This window comes from Streptomyces avidinii (assembly GCF_014650695.1).
Lineage (GTDB): Bacteria > Actinomycetota > Actinomycetes > Streptomycetales > Streptomycetaceae > Streptomyces > Streptomyces avidinii.
Map to the genome: position 1 here is coordinate 327,930 of NZ_BMVL01000003.1, position 19,810 is coordinate 347,739.

The 19,810-nt window shown below is 72.0% G+C and carries 16 protein-coding genes and 1 pseudogene; 11 read left to right on the plus strand and 6 right to left on the minus strand.

What is annotated here, in order from left to right:
- The first annotated feature begins 23 nt into the window (after nucleotides 1-23).
- Nucleotides 24-1,865, plus strand: a complete 1,842-nt coding sequence (locus tag IE257_RS09565; protein WP_189966746.1) for a glycoside hydrolase family 15 protein — start codon at nucleotides 24-26, stop codon at nucleotides 1,863-1,865.
- Here IE257_RS09565 and IE257_RS09570 read toward each other — a convergent pair.
- Nucleotides 1,862-3,973, minus strand: a complete 2,112-nt coding sequence (locus IE257_RS09570; RefSeq protein ID WP_229920266.1) for a PP2C family protein-serine/threonine phosphatase — start codon at nucleotides 3,971-3,973, stop codon at nucleotides 1,862-1,864. The two genes, IE257_RS09565 and IE257_RS09570, sit on opposite strands and share 4 nt — an antisense overlap.
- 289 nt (nucleotides 3,974-4,262) lie before the next feature.
- Between IE257_RS09570 and IE257_RS09575 the strand changes: the two genes are divergently transcribed.
- Nucleotides 4,263-5,000 (plus strand): class I SAM-dependent methyltransferase, encoded by a 738-nt coding sequence (locus IE257_RS09575; RefSeq protein ID WP_189966748.1) that lies wholly within the window; start codon nucleotides 4,263-4,265, stop codon nucleotides 4,998-5,000.
- Between the two features lie 26 nt (nucleotides 5,001-5,026).
- Here the strand turns inward: IE257_RS09575 and IE257_RS09580 are convergent, their stop codons facing one another.
- Nucleotides 5,027-5,935, minus strand: coding sequence for an alpha/beta hydrolase fold domain-containing protein (locus IE257_RS09580; RefSeq protein WP_189966750.1), 909 nt, complete (start codon nucleotides 5,933-5,935; stop codon nucleotides 5,027-5,029).
- Between the two features lie 212 nt (nucleotides 5,936-6,147).
- Between IE257_RS09580 and tdh the strand changes: the two genes are divergently transcribed.
- From tdh to IE257_RS09595, 3 genes are all read left to right on the plus strand, one after another.
- Complete coding sequence (gene tdh / locus IE257_RS09585; RefSeq protein WP_189966752.1) at nucleotides 6,148-7,176, plus strand: L-threonine 3-dehydrogenase; 1,029 nt, start codon at nucleotides 6,148-6,150, stop codon at nucleotides 7,174-7,176.
- Nucleotides 7,177-7,298: 122 nt separating this feature from the next.
- Complete coding sequence (locus tag IE257_RS09590) at nucleotides 7,299-8,507, plus strand: glycine C-acetyltransferase (protein WP_189966753.1); 1,209 nt, start codon at nucleotides 7,299-7,301, stop codon at nucleotides 8,505-8,507.
- Between the two features lie 48 nt (nucleotides 8,508-8,555).
- The gene (locus tag IE257_RS09595) at nucleotides 8,556-9,470 is read left to right on the plus strand and encodes a LysR family transcriptional regulator (protein WP_030384372.1); all 915 of its coding nucleotides are present in this window, start codon (nucleotides 8,556-8,558) and stop codon (nucleotides 9,468-9,470) included.
- Nucleotides 9,471-9,578: 108 nt separating this feature from the next.
- Here IE257_RS09595 and IE257_RS09600 read toward each other — a convergent pair whose 3' ends face one another.
- Nucleotides 9,579-10,358: a DeoR/GlpR family DNA-binding transcription regulator gene (locus tag IE257_RS09600; RefSeq protein ID WP_189966756.1), complete on the minus strand. Its 780-nt coding sequence runs from the start codon at nucleotides 10,356-10,358 to the stop codon at nucleotides 9,579-9,581.
- A gap of 226 nt (nucleotides 10,359-10,584) precedes the next feature.
- On the opposite strand from IE257_RS09600, the gene IE257_RS09605 reads away from it, so the two are divergent.
- From IE257_RS09605 to IE257_RS09615, 3 genes are read left to right on the plus strand one after another with little or no spacing between them, the layout of a single operon-like run.
- A complete protein-coding gene (locus IE257_RS09605) occupies nucleotides 10,585-11,487 on the plus strand; it encodes an SIS domain-containing protein (RefSeq protein ID WP_189966758.1) in 903 nt (300 codons plus the stop codon).
- Entirely contained in the window at nucleotides 11,484-12,320 is an 837-nt protein-coding gene (locus IE257_RS09610; protein WP_189966760.1) for a class II fructose-bisphosphate aldolase, read from the plus strand. Before IE257_RS09605 ends, IE257_RS09610 begins: the two co-directional genes overlap by 4 nt.
- A 22-nt stretch (nucleotides 12,321-12,342) precedes the next feature.
- The gene (locus IE257_RS09615; RefSeq protein ID WP_189966762.1) at nucleotides 12,343-12,882 is read left to right on the plus strand and encodes a hypothetical protein; all 540 of its coding nucleotides are present in this window, start codon (nucleotides 12,343-12,345) and stop codon (nucleotides 12,880-12,882) included.
- Nucleotides 12,883-12,902: 20 nt separating this feature from the next.
- On the opposite strand, the gene IE257_RS09620 is transcribed toward IE257_RS09615, so the two are convergent.
- Nucleotides 12,903-13,589: a hypothetical protein gene (locus tag IE257_RS09620; protein WP_189966764.1), complete on the minus strand. Its 687-nt coding sequence runs from the start codon at nucleotides 13,587-13,589 to the stop codon at nucleotides 12,903-12,905.
- Between the two features lie 68 nt (nucleotides 13,590-13,657).
- Nucleotides 13,658-14,089 carry a mycothiol transferase gene (locus IE257_RS09625; RefSeq protein WP_189966766.1) on the minus strand — a complete coding sequence of 144 codons (432 nt, stop codon included), beginning with the start codon at nucleotides 14,087-14,089 and terminating at the stop codon, nucleotides 13,658-13,660.
- Nucleotides 14,090-14,215: 126 nt separating this feature from the next.
- On the opposite strand from IE257_RS09625, the gene IE257_RS09630 reads away from it, so the two are divergent.
- The 3 genes and pseudogenes from IE257_RS09630 (at nucleotide 14,216) to IE257_RS09640 (ending at nucleotide 17,172) form a co-directional block, all read left to right on the plus strand.
- Nucleotides 14,216-15,406, plus strand: coding sequence for an acyl-CoA dehydrogenase family protein (locus tag IE257_RS09630; protein ID WP_052871286.1), 1,191 nt, complete (start codon nucleotides 14,216-14,218; stop codon nucleotides 15,404-15,406).
- Between the two features lie 337 nt (nucleotides 15,407-15,743).
- Nucleotides 15,744-16,361 (plus strand): annotated as a pseudogene (locus tag IE257_RS09635) (SDR family NAD(P)-dependent oxidoreductase); the annotation flags it as partial.
- Between the two features lie 70 nt (nucleotides 16,362-16,431).
- Nucleotides 16,432-17,172 carry a helix-turn-helix transcriptional regulator gene (locus tag IE257_RS09640; RefSeq protein WP_189966768.1) on the plus strand — a complete coding sequence of 247 codons (741 nt, stop codon included), beginning with the start codon at nucleotides 16,432-16,434 and terminating at the stop codon, nucleotides 17,170-17,172.
- A 168-nt stretch (nucleotides 17,173-17,340) separates the two neighbouring features.
- On the opposite strand, the gene IE257_RS09645 is transcribed toward IE257_RS09640, so the two are convergent.
- Nucleotides 17,341-19,797 (minus strand): hypothetical protein, encoded by a 2,457-nt coding sequence (locus tag IE257_RS09645; protein ID WP_189966770.1) that lies wholly within the window; start codon nucleotides 19,795-19,797, stop codon nucleotides 17,341-17,343.
- Between the last annotated feature and the right edge of the window lie 13 nt (nucleotides 19,798-19,810).

Here is a 19,810-nt window from a genome sequence, read left to right on the forward strand (position 1 = left end):
ACAATCAGGGGAATAGCGCACAAATGACACAACCCATCGAAGACTACGCACTCATCGGCGACCTGATGACCAGCGCGCTGGTCGGCCGCGACGGGTCCATCGACTGGCTGTGCCTGCCGCGATTCGACTCGGCGGCCTGCTTCGCCAAGCTCCTCGGCGACGAGGAGAACGGCCACTGGCGCATCGCACCCCTCGACGCAGCCCCCGGCGAACCCTGCACCCGCCGCGCCTACGTCGACGGCTCACTGATCCTGGAATCGTACTGGGAGACCGAAACCGGCACCGTCAGGGTCACCGACTTCATGCCCCAGCGCGAGGGCGCCGCCCCCGACGTCATCCGCATCCTCGAGGGCATCAGCGGCACGGTCAGGATGCGCAGCACCCTGCGCCTGCGCTTCGACTACGGCCACGTCGTCCCCTGGGTGCGCCGCAGCAACGGCGACCGGGTGGCCATCGCCGGACCCGACTCCGCCTGGTTCCGCAGCGAACCCCCCGTCCGCACCTGGGGCGAGGAGAACAGCACCCTCTCCCAGTTCCCGGTCACCGCCGGCCGACGCGTCGCCTTCGTCCTGACCTGGCACCCCTCGCACCGGCCGCGCCCCGAACCCTGCGACCCCTTCTCCGCGCTGGAGCAGAGCCTCGCCGACTGGCGGGAGTGGACCTCCCAATGCCGCTACGAAGGCCCGTACGAGGAAGCGGTCACCCGCTCCCTGATCACCCTCAAGGCGCTCACCTACGCCCCGACCGGCGGCATCGTCGCCGCGGCGACCACCTCCCTGCCCGAGGAACTCGGCGGAATCCGCAACTGGGACTACCGATACTGCTGGCTGCGGGACGCCACCCTCACCCTCGGCTCGCTCCTGTCCACCGGCTTCCTCGACGAGGCCCGGGCCTGGCGCGAATGGCTGCTGCGCGCGGTCGCGGGCGACCCCGCCGACCTCCAGATCATGTACGGGATCGCCGGCGAGCGGCGGATCCCCGAGGTCGAACTGCCGTGGCTGCACGGCTATGCCGCCTCCGCCCCCGTCCGCGTCGGGAACGCCGCCGTCGACCAGCTCCAGTTGGACGTCTACGGGGAGGTCATCGACTCCCTCCACCTGGCCAGGTCCGCCGGGCTGCCCGCCGAGCGCCACGCCTGGCGGATCCAGCTCGCGCTCCTCGACTTCCTGGAACGCAACTGGCGCCGACCCGACGAGGGGCTGTGGGAGGTCCGCGGCCCCCGCCGCCACTTCGTCCACTCCAAGGTGATGGCCTGGGTCGCGGCCGACCGCGCCGTACGGACCCTGGAGAGCGACCCCTCCATCCCCGGTGAGCTCGACCGCTGGCGCGCCATGCGCGACGAGGTCCACCGCGAGGTGTGCGCCAAGGGCTACGACCCCGAGCGGGGCACCTTCACCCAGTACTACGGCTCCGAGGAGCTCGACGCGGCGACGCTGCTCATCCCGCGGGTCGGCTTCCTGCCGCCCGACGACCCGCGGGTCATCGGCACGGTCGACGCGGTGCGCGCCGAGCTCGGCAGCAGCGGCCTGGTCCGCCGCTACAGCACCGCGGTCTCCACCGTCGACGGCCTGCCCGGCGACGAAGGCGCCTTCCTGGCCTGCTCGTTCTGGCTGACCGACGCCCTGCACATGACGGGCCGGCGGGAGGAGGCCCGCGCCCTGTTCGAGCGACTGCTGGCGGTACGCAACGACGTGGGCCTGCTCGCCGAGGAGTACGACCCCCTCGCCGGACGCCAACTCGGCAACTTCCCGCAGGCGTTCAGCCACGTCGGCCTGGTGAACACCGCGCTCACCCTGGCCGGCTCCGACGCCGACGCCGACGCCGACGCCGACGCCGACACCGGCGCCGACGCCGGCCGGGCCTAGTCCGTACGGGAGGCCAGCAGCAGGGCGATGTCGTCCGGCCGGTCCGCGGCGTTGCCCGCCTCGCTGATCAGCCGGTCGGCGGTCTCGGCCAGCGGGGCGGGCCGGGCCGCGGCCAGGGCCGCCCGCAACCGCTCCACCCCGACGTCGATGTCGGTGCCCGGCTTCTCCACCAGCCCGTCCGTGTAGAGGGCGAGCACCGAGTCCGTCGTCAGCCGCAGCTCCGTGACCGGGTACGAGGCCTCCGGGTCGATGCCGAGCACCACCCCGCCGGCCAGGTCCAGCACCTCGGTCCGGCCGTCGGGGTGGCGCAGCAGCGGCTGCGGGTGCCCGGCCCGGGCGGCCATGACGGAGCCCGACTCCGGGTCGAGCAACATGTAGCAGCAGCTGGCGAACTGGCCCGGATCCAGGTCGATGAGCAGCTGGTTGGTGCCGCTGACCACCTGCTCCGGCGTGCTGCCGCTGAGTGCGAAGGCCCGTACCGCGCTGCGCAGTTGACCCATGGTCGCCGCGGCCGCCACTCCGTGGCCCTGGACGTCCCCGATGACCAGGGCCAGCAGGCCGGTGCCCGTCTCGACGACGTCGTACCAGTCGCCGCCGACTTCCATGCCCTGGGTGCCGGGGAGGTAGCGGCCGACCGTGGCCACGTGCTCGCGCACCGGCAGCCGGTGCGGCAGCAGGGCCGACTGCAGACCGCGGGCGAGCGCCGCCTCGCTGTCGTACCGCCGGGCCCGCGCCAGGGCCTGTGCGATCAGCCCGGCGAGCGCGGTGAGCGCCGTACGCTCCTCGGCGCTGAAGCCGCGGGGCGCGTCGAAGCCGAGGATGCACGAGCCGACCGGCCGGCCGGAGGCGATCAGCGGAAGGAAGGCACGGGCGCCAACATCGGCGTCCAGCGGAATGCCCGGATAGGCGGCGGCCAGGTGCTGCATCGACTCGAAGAACATCGGGCGGCCGGTGGTCAGCGTCTCGACCCCCGGCAGCCGGACGTCGAGCGAGACCCCGTCGAACCGGTTGAGGAAGCCCATCGGGAAACCGGTCTCCCAGGCCAGATACAGGTGCCGCTCGTCCAGCAGGTAGATCGCCAGTTGGCGGCCGCCGAAGGCCGGCAGCAGCTCCTCGGTGACCACCGCCGACACCTGCCGGGCCGTGACGGCCTCCGTCAGTGCGATGGCGAGGGCCACCGGCCGGTACAGCGCCGAGGCCTCGTCCGCGGACGCGTCGAGGTCCACGTCCGCATCCACGTCCACGTCCGCATCCGCGGCCACGGCCGGGTCGGCGTCCGGGTCCCGGCCGGCCCGGGACGTCGGCGCGTAGGCGGGTTTCGCGGAGGTGCCCAGGGTCAGGGTCACCCCGTCGACCGACGGGTACAGGTCCACCGACAGCCACTGCCCGGGGGGGTGCCGACCGCGCCGGGCGGCGAAGTGCACCGGCTCCCCGGACATGAAGCCGGCCCGGAAGTGGTCCTCGTAGGCCGGATGCCCGAGCCACGGCAGCGCCTGCCACAGCAGCTTCCCCTGCAGCTGCGGCCCGCCGATGCCGAGCAGGTGCTCGGCCGCCGTGTTCACGTAGCCGATCCGGCCCTGCCGGTCCAGGGAGAGGACCGCCTGCGCGAGGCGGTCGGCGGCCCTGCGCGCCCCCTCGGCCCCGGCCTCGGGCGGCGGCGCAGGCCCGCCCACCGGGTCGCCCTCCCACACCACACGCGCCCCCGCCGCCGTGAGTGCGGCGAGTTCGGCGGCCAGCCGCTCCGCGGCCAGTCGGAGCCGCTCACGGTCCGCGGTTCCCACCGGGATGCCCGGGGTCGCCTCGCGCAGCACCACCAGCACGCCGAACCGTTCGGTCCCGTCGGTCACCGGCTCGTACAGCGACGCGAAGGGGAACGGCAGCCCGGCCATCAGCTGCGGGAAGCGGCTCATGGTGGACTCGGCGTCGGGCAGCAGCACCGCCTGCCCGGAGCGGTAGGCCTCGGCGACCGGGAACGGACGGTTGACCTGCATCCGCCACCAGGGCCGGAACAGCTGGAGCGGCAGCCCGGTGAACACGGCCATCAGGAGCAGCCCGGTGGTGGGGGAGCGCAGGTAGACGCCGGCCGCGTACCCACCGACGGCCTCCATCGCGTTCACGGCGGCCCGTGCGAGCACCCGGGCCGTCGCATCAGGGGCATCCGTGGTGTCGGGCGCGGCGCCGGCGCTGTCCGCTCTCGCCATCACACAGCCAGGATGCGCCCTCGGCGGCGACCCCTGCATCCCGGCCGGTCCCGCGGTATCCGGCCCCGGTCCCGGCCGATCGGCCGACCGTTTCCCTCATCCGGGGGACGCACGGGTGTGCGGACCGCCCCCCGGACGCGCCCCGGGGCACGATACGCAGGCGTCCCACCCCCGGCAGGCCCCCGGAAGGCAGAACATGCGGTTCCAGTACGACACCATCGGCGAGCGCTACGCGGAGTCGACCAGCACGGCGGCCTTCTCCGCGGCCGACACCTACACCCTGCACGGAGCCCTCGACGCCCTCGGCGGCGTGCGCGGACTCGACGCCCTCGACCTGGCCTGCGGATACGGATACAACACCCGGCTACTGGCCCGCGGCGGGGCCCGGCGGACCGTCGGCGTCGACGTCTCGGAAGAGATGATCCGCCTGGCCCGCGAGCACGAGGCGACGAAGGACCGGCCGGACGTCGAGTACCACGTCGCCGACGCCACCGGCCTGCCCCACCTCGGCCCCTTCGACCTCGCGACCGCCGCGTACGTCTTCAGTTACGCGCCCGACCGCAGGTCCCTGCACGCGATGTTCCGGTCCGTCCGCGCCAACCTGCGCGCGGGCGGGCGGCTGCTCGCCATCGTGCCCAACGCGGGGGCGTTCCCGCGCGTGGACTGGTCCCCCTACGGGGTGCGGATCCTCGACCGGGTCCCGGACGGCGACGCGCCGCTGCTCAAGGCGCACTTCCTGACCGAGCCGCCGGTGCCCTTCGAGATCCGCGAATGGGCTCACGCAGACCTCGCCGAGGCCGCCGTCGACGCGGGCTTCGTCACCGTCGGCTGGCAGCCCAACCGGACACCGCCCGCCGACGCCGTACGGGACGAGGCGTACTGGACGGCGTACCGTGCCTGGCCGATCAGCTCCCTGATGACCTGCACGGCATAGCCGCCCCCGCGGTCACCGCCGTGCCCTCACAGCGCCGCCGTCGACCTGATCAGCTCGACGATCCGCTCGCGCGCCGCCCGCCCCTCCGGCAGGGGCAGCAGCGGGTACCCGTGCGGCAACCCCGCCTCCTCGTGGAACTCCACCTCGGCCCCGTCCGCGCGGGCCCGGAGCAGCAGCTCCCGGCTGTCCGTGGACAGCACGTCCCGGGTCCCGGTGAACACCGTCATCGGAGCCAGCCCGGCGAATCCCCCGTGCAGCGGGCTCACCCGGGGGTCGTCGGCGGCCAGGGTCCCGGCGTACAGCCGTCCGGCCTCCAGCAGCCCCGGGCGCGCCAGCAGCGGATCGTCCGCCTCGATGGCCGCCTGGTCCGGATGGCTCATGGTCACGTCCAGCCAGGGCGAGATCAGCACGATCCGGGACGGCTGGTCCCCCGTGCGGTCGCGCAGCCGCTGGGCGGCCGCCAACGCCAGCCCGGCCCCCGCCGAGTCCCCGATGAGCACCGTTCCGGCGGAGCCGCCGCTCGCGATCAGACCGCTCAGCAGGTCGGCGGCGACCGGGACGGTCCGGTCGGCGGTACCGCGCGGAGCGAGGATGTACGCGGGTACGACGACCCGCGCCCGGGCGCGGGTGACCAGGGTCCGGATCAGCGCCCAGTGCGGGCGCACCAGCTCGTGGATGTAGCCGCCGCCGTGCACGTACAGCACGTGGGCCGCGGGCTCCGCCCCGAGCGGGGAGACGTCGTACACGGGCCAGGCCCCGACGAAGGTCCGCGAGATGTCGGCCACCCGCCCCAGCGACCTCGGCGGCAGATGGGAGGCCGGCCGGCGGGCGGATTCCGCCACCCGGGCCCGGACCGCCTCCGCGCTCGCGAACCGTCTTCGCCGTCCCGCCGCGATCAGCGCCGCCGACAGCGCCCTGCTGCGCAGACTCGGCACGCCCCTCACCTCCCCTTTTGCCCCGCGCCGTCGCCGGCGCGAGCCCCTTCCGCATTACGGGAGGAGCATAGGCGTGAAGCTGCGCTGTCGACCCGCTTAAGAAAGTCTCGATGGACTGATCACCGCGCCGATCGGCAGATTGGTGCACGTCACCGCCGCCGTTCGGGTCCATCCGCCCACGGCGTCCCCTTCCGCATGCCTGGAGCCACCCCATGAAGGCACTCGTCAAGCACAAGGCAGAACCCGGCCTGTGGCTCATGGACGTCCCCGAGCCCGAGTACGGCCCCGGCGACGTGCTGATCAAGGTGCTGCGCACCGGCATCTGCGGGACCGATCTGCACATCCGGGCCTGGGACGGCTGGGCGCAGGGCGCGGTCAGGACCCCCCTCGTCCTCGGCCACGAGTTCGTCGGCGAGGTCGCGGCGCTGGGCGCGGACGTCCAGGACATCGAGATCGGCGCGCTGGTCAGCGGCGAGGGCCACCTGGTGTGCGGCAAGTGCCGCAACTGCCTGGCCGGCCGCCGCCACCTGTGCCGCAGCACGATCGGCCTCGGGGTCGGCCGCGACGGCGCCTTCGCCGAGTACGTGGTCCTGCCGGCCCAGAACGTGTGGGTGCACCGGACCGCCGTCGACCTGGACGTCGCCGCGATCTTCGACCCCTTCGGCAACGCCGTGCACACGGCCCTGTCCTTCCCGATGGTCGGCGAGGACGTGCTGATCACCGGCGCCGGCCCGATCGGGATCATGGCGGCGGCCGTGGCCAAGCACGCCGGCGCGCGCAACGTGGTCATCACCGACGTCAGCCCCGAGCGGCTGGAGATCGCCCGCAAGGCGGGCGCCACCCTCGCCGTCAACGTCGCCGAGTCCTCGATCGCCGAGGCGCAGACCAAGCTCGGCCTGCGCGAGGGCTTCGACGTCGGCCTGGAGATGTCCGGCCGCGCCGAGGCCATGCGCGACATGATCGACAACATGACGCACGGCGGCCGCATCGCCATGCTGGGCCTGCCCGCCCAGGAGTTCCCGGTGGACTGGGCGAAGGTCGTCACCTCGATGATCACGATCAAGGGCATCTACGGCCGCGAGATGTTCGAGACCTGGTACGCGATGACCGTGCTGCTGGAGGGCGGGCTCGACCTCAGCCCGGTCATCACCGGCCGCTACTCGCACCGCGACTTCGAGGCCGCCTTCGACGAGGCGTCGACCGCCCGCAGCGGCAAGATCATCCTGGACTGGACGGCGTAACCGCCGCTCCCGCCACCCACCGAACCATCTCCCTCCGGGCCGGGCCCCGCACACCCTCCCCCCTCCGCGGGGCCCGGCCCCCTCCCTCGTCGCCCTCCGCCGCCGCACAAGGAGAACCGCACATGTTCGACACCGTCCGCGAGGACCTGCGCTCCACCCTCGACGAGATCCGCGCCGCCGGCCTGCACAAGCCCGAGCGCGTCATCGGCACCCCGCAGAACGCGGCCGTCGCCGTCACCTCGGGCGGCGCGGCCGGTGAGGTGCTCAACTTCTGCGCGAACAACTACCTGGGCCTGGCCGACCACCCCGAGGTCGTCGCCGCCGCGAAGGAAGCCCTGGACCGCTGGGGCTACGGAATGGCCTCCGTCCGCTTCATCTGCGGTACCCAGGAGGTGCACAAGGAGCTGGAGGCACGCCTCTCCGCCTTCCTCGGCCAGGAGGACACGATCCTCTACTCCTCCTGCTTCGACGCCAACGGCGGTGTCTTCGAGACCCTGCTCGGCGCCGAGGACGCGGTCATCTCCGACGCCCTCAACCACGCCTCGATCATCGACGGCATCCGCCTCTCCAAGGCCCGCCGCTTCCGCTACGCCAACCGCGACCTGGCCGAGCTCGAAGCCCGCCTGAAGGAAGCCACCGAGGGCGGCGCCCGCCGCAAGCTGATCGTCACCGACGGTGTCTTCTCCATGGACGGCTACGTCGCCCCGCTCGCGGAGATCTGCGACCTCGCCGACCGCTACGACGCCATGGTCATGGTCGACGACTCCCACGCGGTCGGCTTCGTCGGCCCCGGCGGCCGCGGCACCCCCGAGCTGCACGGCGTCATGGACCGCGTCGACATCATCACCGGTACCCTCGGCAAGGCCCTCGGCGGCGCCTCCGGCGGCTACGTCGCCGCCCGCGCCGAGATCGTGGAACTGCTGCGCCAGCGCTCGCGCCCGTACCTCTTCTCCAACTCCCTCGCCCCGGTCATCGCGGCGGCCTCCCTCAAGGTCCTCGACCTGCTGGAGTCGGCCGGTGACCTGCGTGAACACCTCGCCGACAACACCGCGCTCTTCCGCACGAAGATGACCGAGGCCGGCTTCGAGGTCCTGCCCGGCGACCACGCCATCGCCCCGGTCATGATCGGTGACGCTGCGGAGGCGGCCAGGATGGCGGAGCTGCTCCTGGAGCGCGGCGTGTACGTCATCGGCTTCTCCTACCCGGTCGTCCCGATGGGCGCGGCGCGCATTCGCGTCCAGCTCTCCGCGGCCCACTCGACGGCCGACGTCGAGCGCGCGGTGGCCGCCTTCATCGACGCCCGTGCCGCCCTTGAGGCCTCCGGGGTCTGAGGGGGCCGAGAGGTCTGAGGGACCTGTGCGCCCTGAGACAATGGTGGGGTGATCGACCCCCGCCGGCTGCGCATCCTGCGGGCCGTGGCGGACCACCGTACGGTGACCGCCGCGGCCGCAGCCCTGTACCTCACCCCGTCCGCCGTCTCCCAGCAGCTCGCGGCGCTGGAACAGGAGACGGGCCACGTGCTGCTCACCCGCAGCGGGCGCGGCGTACGACTCACCGCGGCCGGTGAGATCCTGCTCGGCCACGCCCACGAGGTGCTCGCGCAGCTGGAGCGGGCGGAGGCGGAACTCGCCGCGTACGCGGGCGGTTCGGCGGGCGAGGTCACCGTCGCCGCCTTCGCCACGGGCATCGCGGAGGTACTGGCCCCGGCCATCGCCCGGCTCGCGCTCGAACAGCCGGGGATCCGGCTGCGGGTACGGGACGCGGAGGGCGACCAGAGCCTGCCGCTGCTGCTCGACGGCGAGGCGGACCTCGCGCTGGCGGTCGAGTACCGGGGCGGCCCGGGCGCCGACGATGCACGGCTCTCCGTGCTCCCCCTGTACGCGGAACCCTTCGACGCGGTCCTGCCCTCGGGGCATCCGCTGGCCGACCTGCCCGCCGTGGCGCTGGCGAACCTCTCCGACGCGGACTGGGTGGGCCAGTACCCGGGCAACCCGTGCCACGACGTGACCCTGCTCGCCTGCGAACTGGCGGGCTTCGCACCCCGGTTCGTGCACTCCTCGGACGACTTCCGTGCGGTGACGGCCCTGGTGGGCGCGGGGGCCGGAGTGGCCCTCGTACCGCGCTCGGCCCTGCGGGGCATGGACCTCAAGGAGGTCCAGGTCCGCCCGGTCACGGGCCCGGCGGCAACCCGGCGCGTCTTCGCGGCCACCCGCCGAGGCGCCGAGACCCACCCGCTCATCGCCCCGGTCCTGGCCGCCCTGGTCCGAGAGTCGGAGCGCCTGCCCGCGCACTGAGGCGGCGGACCCCGTACTGCTCACCCGCGCCGACCCGCGCCGCGCGGCCATCGTCCGACCGCGGGGCCGATCGAGGCTCCCGCCACGGCCCGCGGGCCCCGAGGGCCCTCACACCCGTAGCACCTCCACCCCCCGGGCCCCGAACGCCCCGGCCACCGCCGGGGTCAGGCCCGTGTCCGTCACCAGGACGTCCACCTGTGAGGTCGCGCAGATACGGGCGAAGGCGCGGACGCCCAGTTTGCTGGAGTCGGCCGCGATGACGACCCGGCGGGCGCGTTCGCACAGCAGGCGGTTGACCGAGGCCTCGTCCTCGTGGCGGGTGGCCGCGCCGTCCGCGGGGTCGAAGCCGTCCACGCCCAGGACCGCCGTGTCCACCGCGAGCTGCCCGAGGACCTGTTCGGCGAGCGGTCCCGTCAGCTCGTAGGACTGGGGGCGGGCCACGCCGCCGGTCAGGACGATCTTGAACTGCGGGCGGATCACCAGCTCGCCCGCGATGTTGAGGGCATTGGTCACCACGGTGAGCGCCGGGGAGCCCTGGGCCAGGTCGGGGCGTCCCGCCAGGGCCCGCGCCACCTCGGTGGTCGTCGTCCCGCCCGTCAGGCCGATCACCTCGCCCGGCGCGATCAGGGCCGCCACCGCCTCGCTGATCCGGCGCTTCTCGGCGGCGCGGCGCGACGTGCGGTAACGCAGCGGGAGTTCGTACGAGACCCCGTGCAGCACCGCTCCGCCGCGCGTGCGGACCAGCAGCTGCTGTTCGGCGAGCTGGTCGAGGTCGCGGCGGATGGTCGCGGCGGACACGCCGAGGGCCTCGGCAGCCGGTTCCACCTCCAGCTCGCCCCGCTCCACGAGCAGGTCCAGCAGTGCCTGCCAGCGCTCCTTGCGGGTCATCGGCCGCCCCCTTCGGTGTTCTGCGACATTCGTTCCACGGCGTTTTCGACGGCCGCCATCGGCCCACCCGGCGACACTAACTCAGCCGATCGACCCGTTGATGCTTGAAGTTGCGTGAAACAGCCCGATATCTTGCAGGAAAACGCATTCTTACGGTCACGCAGTCACGCAGTCACGCAGTCACGTATTCACCATCCAGACCCGTCTGTCGCACGAGGGAGCCTGTATGAGTCACGTCGCGTACGAGTTGGGCACGCAGCCCGCATGCTGGGAGCGGGCCGCCGAACTGGCCCCGGCCCGGCGGGCGGTGCTCCCGCAGCCGGGGGAGCGTACCGCGATCGTCGGGTGCGGGACCTCGTACTACATGGCCCGCGCGGCCGCCGTGCTGCGCGAGGAGGCCGGGCAGGGCGAGACCGACGCCTTCCCCGCCTCGGAGTTCCCGCGCCACCGGCGCTACGACCGGGTCGTGGCCCTGACCCGGTCCGGTACCACCACCGAGGTACTGGACCTGCTGGCCGGGCTCCGGGACGCGGGCGTGCCCACGACCGCCGTCGTCGGCGATCCGGCGACCCCGGTGATGACGGCCGCGGACGAGCTCGTCGTCCTCGACTTCGCCGACGAACAGTCCGTCGTGCAGACCCGGTTCGCGACCACCGCCCTCACCCTGCTGCGCGCCCACGTCGGGCTGCACACCGCCACCGTCGTCGCCGACGCCCGCAGCGCCCTCGTCGAGCCGCTCCCCGACGGGATCGCCGGCCGCGGGCAGTTCACCTTCCTCGGCCGCGGCTGGAGCGTCGGGCTCGCCGACGAGGCCGCGCTGAAGATGCGCGAGGCCGCGCTGTCCTGGGCCGAGTCCTACCCGGCGATGGAGTACCGGCACGGGCCGATCAGCGTCTCCGGACCCGGCACCGTCACCTGGTCGCTCGACGAGGATCCCGACGGGCTCGCCGAACAGGTGCGCGCCACCGGCGCCCAGTGGGTGCCCGGGCGGCTCGACCCGCTCGCCGAGCTGGTCCGCGTCCACCGCCTCGCCCTCGCCGTCGCCGCCCACCGGCAGCTGGATCCGGACGCGCCGCGCCACCTCACCCGGTCGGTGATCCTCACCACCGGCGAGGAGGCGGTCCGATGAGCCTCGTCGCCGCGGGCGACCTCGTCCTGGAGGCGGCCACGGCCGGCCGGGCCGTCGCCGCCTTCAACATCATCACCCTGGAGCACGCCGAAGCCGTGGTCGCCGGGGCCGAAGCGGCCGGCCTGCCGGTCATCCTCCAACTCAGCGAGAACGCCGTGAAGTTCCGCGGCGGTCAGCTGCTGCCCATCTCCCGGGCCGCCGCCGCCTGCGCGGAGGCCGCCGCGGTCCCCGTCGGCCTGCACCTCGACCACGTCAAGAGCCCCGAACTGCTCCGGCGGGCGTGCGACGCGGGGTACAGCTCGGTGATGTACGACGCCGCGCAGCTCCCGTACGCCGAGAACCTGGAGGCCACCCGGTCCGCCGCCGACTGGGCGCACGCCAACGGGCTGTGGATCGAGGCCGAGCTGGGAGAGGTCGGCGGCAAGAACGGCGCCGCACCGCTGGACCCGCACGCGCCCGGTGCCCGTACCGACCCCGACGAGGCCCGGCGGTTCGTCGCCGACTCCGGGGTCGACGCCCTCGCCGTCGCCATCGGCAGCAGCCACGCGATGACCAGCCGGACCGCGGCCCTGGACCACGTGCTGCTGGCCCGGCTGGCCAAGACCGTGGACGTGCCGCTCGTCCTGCACGGCTCCTCCGGACTGCCGGACGCCGAACTCGCGGCGGCCGTCGCGGGCGGCATCCGCAAGGTCAACATCGGCACCGCGCTCAATGTGGCCATGACCGAAGCCATCCGCACCCACCTGACCCCGGCGGACCCCCGGCCGTACCTGACGGCCGCCCGTACGGCGATGACGGTGACGGCCACGGCTATGATCGGCGCGCTGAACTGACGGACCACGGAAGGCGGCGATCATGAGCGTGCAGCCGGAACACCAGCGGGGCCACACGGACCGCCGCCGGTTCCTGCTGATCGCCGGCCTCCCGCTGCTGACGGCGGGCGCGGGCCTGACGTACCTCCTGTGGCCGGGGCCGACCCGGCCGTCCGGGCCCGAGGTCCGTACCGACACGGAGCCGCTGAACCGGCGGCTCCTGCTGTTCCTCGGCGAGTTGACCGACGCGCACTGGATGGGCTACGACATCGACGAGTCAGGCGGCGGTGACCGGAGCATCCCGGGCCCCGACTCCCGGGTCCGCCTGGTCGGCGTCGCCCACCTGTCGGCCGGCGGTGCGGCCGCGATCACCGGCAGGCCCGAGCACGCCTTCGCCCCCGCCACGCCGTCCGAGCTGCCCGACCCGTTGAAGCAGTACGTTCCCGCCGCGGCCTGGCAGCACAGCCCGGGCTTCGACGCCTACGCGAACGAAACGGGAGCGGAGGGCAATCCCTCGGGCCGGTACCTCTTCGACACGGCCGGCGACCTCGTCCAGTTCGACATCATGTACCTCTACACCTGACGGCGGGCGTCGCCGGGGGATCAGCGCGGTGTGAGGCGGGCCCGGTGGCACTGGATCCCGTGCCACTCGGCCCGGCCCGGGCGGGCGCCCCGGTCCAGGGTCCGGGTGCCCTCGGCGAGCGCCAGGGCGCCGTCGGTGGACAGCACGAGGACGACGAACCAGGTGGTCCGCTCGGGTTCGACGGTCTCGTCGTAGTACCAGTCGGCGGTGACGCGGGCGTCCCCACCGAGGAAGGGGCGCTGCAGGAAGTCCTGTACGGCCGGCGGGAAATGGCCGAGGACGCCCTGCGCCTCCGGGACGAGGTCCAGCCGCAGCACCGGAGCTCCCGGCAACCCCGGGGCGGTGGCCCGGCCGTCCGGCGCGGGCCGCCCGTCGAAGGTCCGGCTGTGCAGCGAACCGGGCTCGACGCGGGCCCGCTGCCCGCGGAACTCGGCCACCTCGCCCTGCTGCACCTGGCCGACCCGGCACAGCCCGCGGTCCCCGACGACCACTGCGGAGGGGCGCCCGTCGGAATTCGGCCCGGCCCACCAGGTCAGGCACCGGCCGGCCTTCTCCAGCAGCCGTGCCCGTACGTCCCCCGGAAGCAGCTCCCAGTACGCGTGCCGGGCCGGGACCCCGGAGTCGACGGGAAGCCCGCCCGGCTCGTGGATCTGCGTCACCGCCCGCGTGAACTCGGGGTCCTCGCGGCGCCATGCGTCGATGTCCATGTCCGCCCATTGTGCGGCAGGAAGTCCAACCGCACCGACGTTTGCGGGAGTTGAGGGGCGGGGCGGTCTCAGATGCCGATGGCCCCGTCGATGCGTTCGCGCAACAGGTCGGCGTGCCCGTTGTGCCGCGCGTACTCCTCGACCATGTGGATCAAAACCCAGCGCAGCGACACCGTCCCGCGCCAGGCGTCGACGGCCTCGACCTCCAGGTCGGGCGCCTCGGCGACGAAACGTTCGGCGAAGGCCACCTCGGTGCGCCACGCCTCCCAGGCCGCCCCGACCGCTGCGGGATCGGTGGACAGCGCTCCGTCGAAGTCCCCGTCGGGATCGTCCGCCGAGGAGAACAGCGGCGGCGCGTCCTCGCCCGCCAGGACCTGCCGGAACCAGCGGCGCTCGACGTCGGCCAGCATCCGCCGTTCGTCCCCGGTCGCGGGGCCGCTGAAGCGGCCGTCCCGCTCGGGTTCGACGAAGAATTCCGCTCTGCTGCGTGGGCTCGTCATGGTCGAGAGTATGAACGGCGTGCCCGAACAGCCGACTCGCGGGTCCTTCCGAATTCTTGTAACAGGTTCTAGTCTGACCGCCGCCACCACAGCGACCGGCTGGACCGCGAGACTCCCGGAGGGGCCGTGCACCTCGAATACACGCCTGAGCAGCAGCAGTTGCGCACCGAGCTGCGCGCCTACTTCGCCGAGCTCGTGCCGCAGGACGTCTACGCCCGCTACGAGGACCCGGCCGCCCAGAAGCGCTTCTACCGCGACACCATCCGCCGGCTCGGCGCGGACGGTTGGCTCGGGGTGGGCTGGCCCAAGGAGTACGGCGGTCGCGGGATGACGCCGATGGACCAGTTCATCTTCTTCGACGAAGCCGCACAGGCCGTCGTACCGCTGCCCCTGATGGCGCTCAACACGGTCGGGCCGACCATCATGCAGTTCGGCACCGACGAGCAGAAGGCCTACTTCCTGCCGAAGATCCTCGCCGGGGAGATCGACTTCGCCATCGGGTACAGCGAGCCCGACGCCGGTACCGACCTCGCCGCGCTCCGCTGCAAGGCCGTCCGCGAGGGCGACGAGGAGACCGGCACCTACGTCGTCAACGGGCAGAAGATCTGGACCACCAACGGGGACACCGCCGACTGGGTCTGGCTCGCCGTGCGCACCGACCCGGACGCCCCCGCCCACAAGGGCATCACCATGCTCCTCGTCCCGACCTCGGACCCCGGCTACTCCTGCACCCTCATCAACACCCTCGCCTCGCACGACACCACGGCCAGCTACTACGAGAACATCCGTGTCCCGGCGAACCGCCGCGTCGGCCAGGAGAACAAGGGCTGGCGCCTGATCACCAACCAGCTCAACCATGAACGGGTCACCCTGGCCGCACACGGCACCATGGCCATCCGGGCCCTCCACGACGTCCAGCGCTGGGCGGCGGCGACGAAACTCGCCGACGGGCGCCGGGTCATCGACCTCTCCTGGGTCCGCGGCCGCCTCGCGCGCACCCACGCCCGGCTCGACGCGATGAAACTTCTCAACTGGCAGATGGTGGGCGCCGTCCAGGCCGGCACCCTCACCCCGCAGGATGCCTCGGCGGTCAAGGTGTACGGCTCGGAGGCGCGCCGCGACGCCTACGCCTGGCTGATGGAGATCGTCGGCGCGGCGGGCTCCCTCAAGGACGGCTCCGCGGGCGCGGTCCTCCACGGCGAACTCGAACGCGGCTACCGCAGCGCCGTGATCTTCACCTTCGGCGGGGGCAACAACGAGATCCAGCGCGAGATCATCTCCTGGATCGGCCTGGGCATGCCCCGCGTGCGCCGCTGAGGGTGCCCCCGGGCCCCGAGTTCGTCCAGCACCGCTCGTGTTCGGGGGCGGCCATCAGCTCGTCGTAGATGACTCGGTCGGGGCCGCCTTTGACCATGCCGTTCTCGTACGGCCAGGTGATGACGACAGGCGGCGCGTATCGCATCGTTGGACGTCCAGGGCCGTGTGGTGGAGGCCGGCTCGGCTGTCCGCAGGAGGGGGGCTCCGGGAGACCCGGGTTGATCCGGCCCTGGCCGGCCCGACGACTGGTGGCGAAGCTGTGGTCATGACCGACAGCAACAGTGATGTGACCGGCTTCCACGACCGTGTCGTCCTGATCACCGGCGGAACCAGCGGAATGGGCCTGGCAACCGCGCGTCTGCTCCTTGAAGCCGGCGCCCATATCGTCATCACCGGCCGCGACGATGCCCGCCTCGACCGTGCAGCCGAACAATTGGACAAGGCGTCCGACCAGGGTGCCCGTCTGTTCACGGTCCGGGCAGACTCCGCCAGCCTCACCGATCTCGACCGCCTGGCCGCCCTGATCCGTGAACGACACGGACGTCTGGACGGGGTGTTCGCCAATGCCGGGGTCGGCGTGTTCCAGCGCAGTGGCGAGGTCACCGAGCGGGACTTCGATCTCAGCGTCGACGTCAACTTCAAGGGGGTGTTCTTCACCGTCCAGAAGGTGCTGCCGCTGCTCGAGGCGGCGGGCGGCGGATCGATCGTGCTCAACGCCTCGTGGACCCTGCACCGGGGCCTGGCCGTCGCACCGGTGTATGCGGCCACGAAGGCCGCCGTCCACAATCTGGCCCGCACACTGGGCAGTGATCTCGCCGGGCGCGGCATCCGGGTCAACTCGATCAGCCCGGGCTACATCGTCACCGAGATGTTCGATGCCGCCAACCCGGACCCTGCCTCGCACGATGCCATCCGCGCCCAGGTGCCGCTGAGGCGGCTCGGCCAGGCCCAGGACATCGCCGAGACCGTCGCCTTCCTCCTTTCCCCGCGGTCGTCCTACATCACCGCCCAGGACACTCGCCGGAGTGAGCGTCGACTACTACACCCGGATGGAACAGGGCCGCGTGCCCAACCCCTCGGGCGCGGTACTCGACGCCCTCGCCCGCGCCCTGCGGCTGGACGGGGATGCCACCCGGCACTTGCACCGCCTCGTCCGACCGCAGCCCGCCGCCCGGCACGTTCCCCAGAGCCAGGCGCGGCCGCAAGGCGTACGCCCCATGCTCCAGCGGTTGCTGGACGATCTGGTGGACATGCCAGCGATGGTGATGGGCCGACGCATGGACATACTGGCCTGGAATACGGCAGCGGTCGCCCTCTTCGGCGACTACGCGGATCTGGACCCAGCCGAACGCAACATCGCCCGCATCACCTTCCTCGACGAGACGTCCCGGGAGCTGTATGCGGACTGGGACTCCTGCGCCCGCGAGAACGTGGCCTACCTCCACATGGACGCAGGGCGGCACCCCGAGGACCCCCGTTTGGCGAGCTTGATCGGCGAACTGTCGATGAAGAGCGAGGACTTCCGCCGCTGGTGGGCCGAGCATCCAGTGCAGGACAAGACCTCGGGTACCAAGCGATTCCACCATCCGGTGGTCGGCGATCTGCAACTCGCCTACGAGACCCTGCGCCCGACGGACGACCCGGATCAGGCCTTGATCACGTATGGCGCCGAGCCGGGCAGCCCCTCGCACGACGCCCTGCGGATGCTGCTGGCCTGGGCCACCGAGGCTCCTTCCCCCATGCCGGCCGACGACCGCGCGCGCTGACCTTCCGGGCAGTCCCGGCCTCTCCGTCGGCGACCCCGCACCTGCGTCAGACGCGCCATCGGTCAATGCGCGAGCCGTCTGGATCCTGGGGGGGCATGGCGAAGGGCTCCACCCGGCGCGTACTTACGGGTGGAGCCCTTCACTGTGAGACGTGACTGCGTGGTCGGGCTACTCCTGCGCGGTGCGCCGGCGCCGCATCCACCACGTCAGGGTGACGCCGGCCGTTGCCAGTGCAGCGGCGACACCGGCGATCAGGCCCACCGGTGTGTTGGAGCCGGTGTCGGCGAGGTCGCCGTCGGGGTCCTCCGGTGTGGGTGGCGTGTTGTCACCGCCGCCGGGGTTCGTGGGGTCCGGGGCCGGGGTCGTCGGGGGGTTGGTCGGCTTGCCGGTGCCCGACGGGGTCGGTGTCGGGGTGGGGTCGTCACCGGGATCTTCGCCGCCCGGGTCCTCGCCGCTGCCGTCCGTGGCCGGGCCTGCGCCGAGGTACAGGGTGTCGAGGTCCCGGTAGGAGGCGTCATCGGACTTGCCGGAGTTGACGGTGGTGTTGTCCAGGTCACGGTTCTCGGTGTCGAACTGGGCCTTGGGGATGTTCTGCTTGGGCTGCTTGGAGAAGTCGACGCCGCCGACGCCCTGCTTGTACAGCTTGCCGCCGTACTCCAGCTCGAACCATTCGATGCCCTCCTTGATGGACTGCATGTACGTGTCCCAGACCTTTTCACGGGTCCAGTCCTCATGCGGAGCGCGGATCGGCCAGGCCGAGACGTCGTTGGAGTTGATGATGTCGTGGAAGTCCGTCGGGGACTTGGCATCCTGCTGACGGATGTACTCGGCGGCGACGCGGGCGTTGTAGACGGCGCGCAGCTCGGCGTACTTGGGGTCCTTGTTCACCCGCTCCTGGATGACCGGGACGATGTTGGCGTTGACCGACCGTTCGATGGCCTTCTTCTCGGCGTCCGAGAGGTCGGTGCATTCGGTGGAGCCGGGGACGGTGTAGTCGACGTCCAGCCACTGGGCGGAGACGTCCATCGGCGATTCGAGGATGTAGATCCCGCCGTCCTGCTCGCGGACCTTGGCCTCGTCGGGCTCGATCCAGAAGCGGGTACCGGGGAAGCAGGGGATGCCGTTGCGGCGCGGCGCGGTGTCCCAGTACAGCCTGCCCCCGGGATGCTTGTCGGGGTTCAGGGCCTCGGAGAAGTCGTGCTTCATGACCAGGTCGGCGTCGAGGAGGACGCGGCCGGCGTCGGTCTTGCCGAACTTGGCGTCCATGACCTTGTCCGGCTGGTCCGGGTTCAGGTTGACCCAGAACTTTTCGGGGGTCAGGGCGAGCCAGGTGAACAGGGCGTCGGAGGAGAGCTGCATCCTGGCTTCGCCGCCGAAGCCGGGGTTGTTGTCCGGGTCGGGCATCTGGTCGGCGCGCATGGAGTAGCTCATGCCCTTGCCCTTTTCGAGACCGCCGACGTACCGGAGTTCCATGGTGGTGAAGTCGACGCCGCCCGGGCCGCCCCGGGGGAGGGTGCCCCTCGGGTCGAGGCGGTTGGCGTCCCGCTGGTAGCGCTTCGCCTCTTCCAGGGTCTTCCCGGAGGACAGGGCCCGGTCGTTGGCGGGGCCGCGGGTGCCGCACGTGTTGGCGCCGACCGCCGAGAGCTGCGTTGTTCCGGTCTGGCAGGCGGGCGCGAACCACCGCTGATGGTCCGAATACCCCTTGATCGGGGTGGTCTTGGGCACCGGGTTGTACATGCGCTGGTTTCCGCGCACCTGCCCGGTCTTCCCGTTCCGCATGTTGCGGACGTCGCGCTCCAGGTCGTCGATGAGCTTGGCCTGGCCCTTGGTGAAGGGCTTCGCGCCGGTGAAGCGGAACTTGTGGTCGGGCAGCGACTTGGCGACGACCCGGTCATTCGCAAGCTGCTGCGCCGTCAGCTTCGAGTTCGACTTGAACTCGTTGAACTCTTTGTTCTTCTGGTTGTAGGCGTCGTACCGGCGCTCGCCGACCTTGTCGCCGTTCTTGTCGAACAGCTCGACGGTGACCTCGCACAGCCAGTCCGGGCCGATCAGCTTGTAGTCCTTGACGAGCTGCCGTTCGAAGCCCGAGCCCTTGTGGTTGTTGATCTGGTTGCGGATGTACCGCTTGTCGAACCAGTGCTTGAACCCCAGGTTCTCCTTGTTCGCGAAGTACCGGGCGTAAATCTCCATCGCCCGGTCCGCAGGCTTCCCCGACGCGTTGGCGATCTTCTTCCATGCCTCGACGTTCTTGTCCAGGTCCCCGGGGACCTTCGACAGGGCCTCGGTCTTCTGGGCAGCTGTCGGTGTCTGAAGGCCGTCGTACGCCTGTCCCGGAAGGTCGAAGTCGAAGTTCCTGGGGAGGGCAGTGTCCTTGTACAGGTTCCCGGTCGGGTTGTCGGGGAACCCGGAGTCCGGCGGTGTCGTCGGGGCGGTCGGGAGGCCGTTGCGGGTGTCGCAGCGCTTCCCGGATCCCGCCTTCATCTTCGCCGAGACCGGCGGTAACTTCGGTGGTGCGGCCTCGACGGCCTGGAGTCCGGTTGTGACGATCGCGGCCGTCAGGCCGACAGCGGCCGTGAACCTGGCCGCGAACCGCCACTTGGACGGTATGCGAATGTGTAAGTTCAAGAGCTCGTCTTTC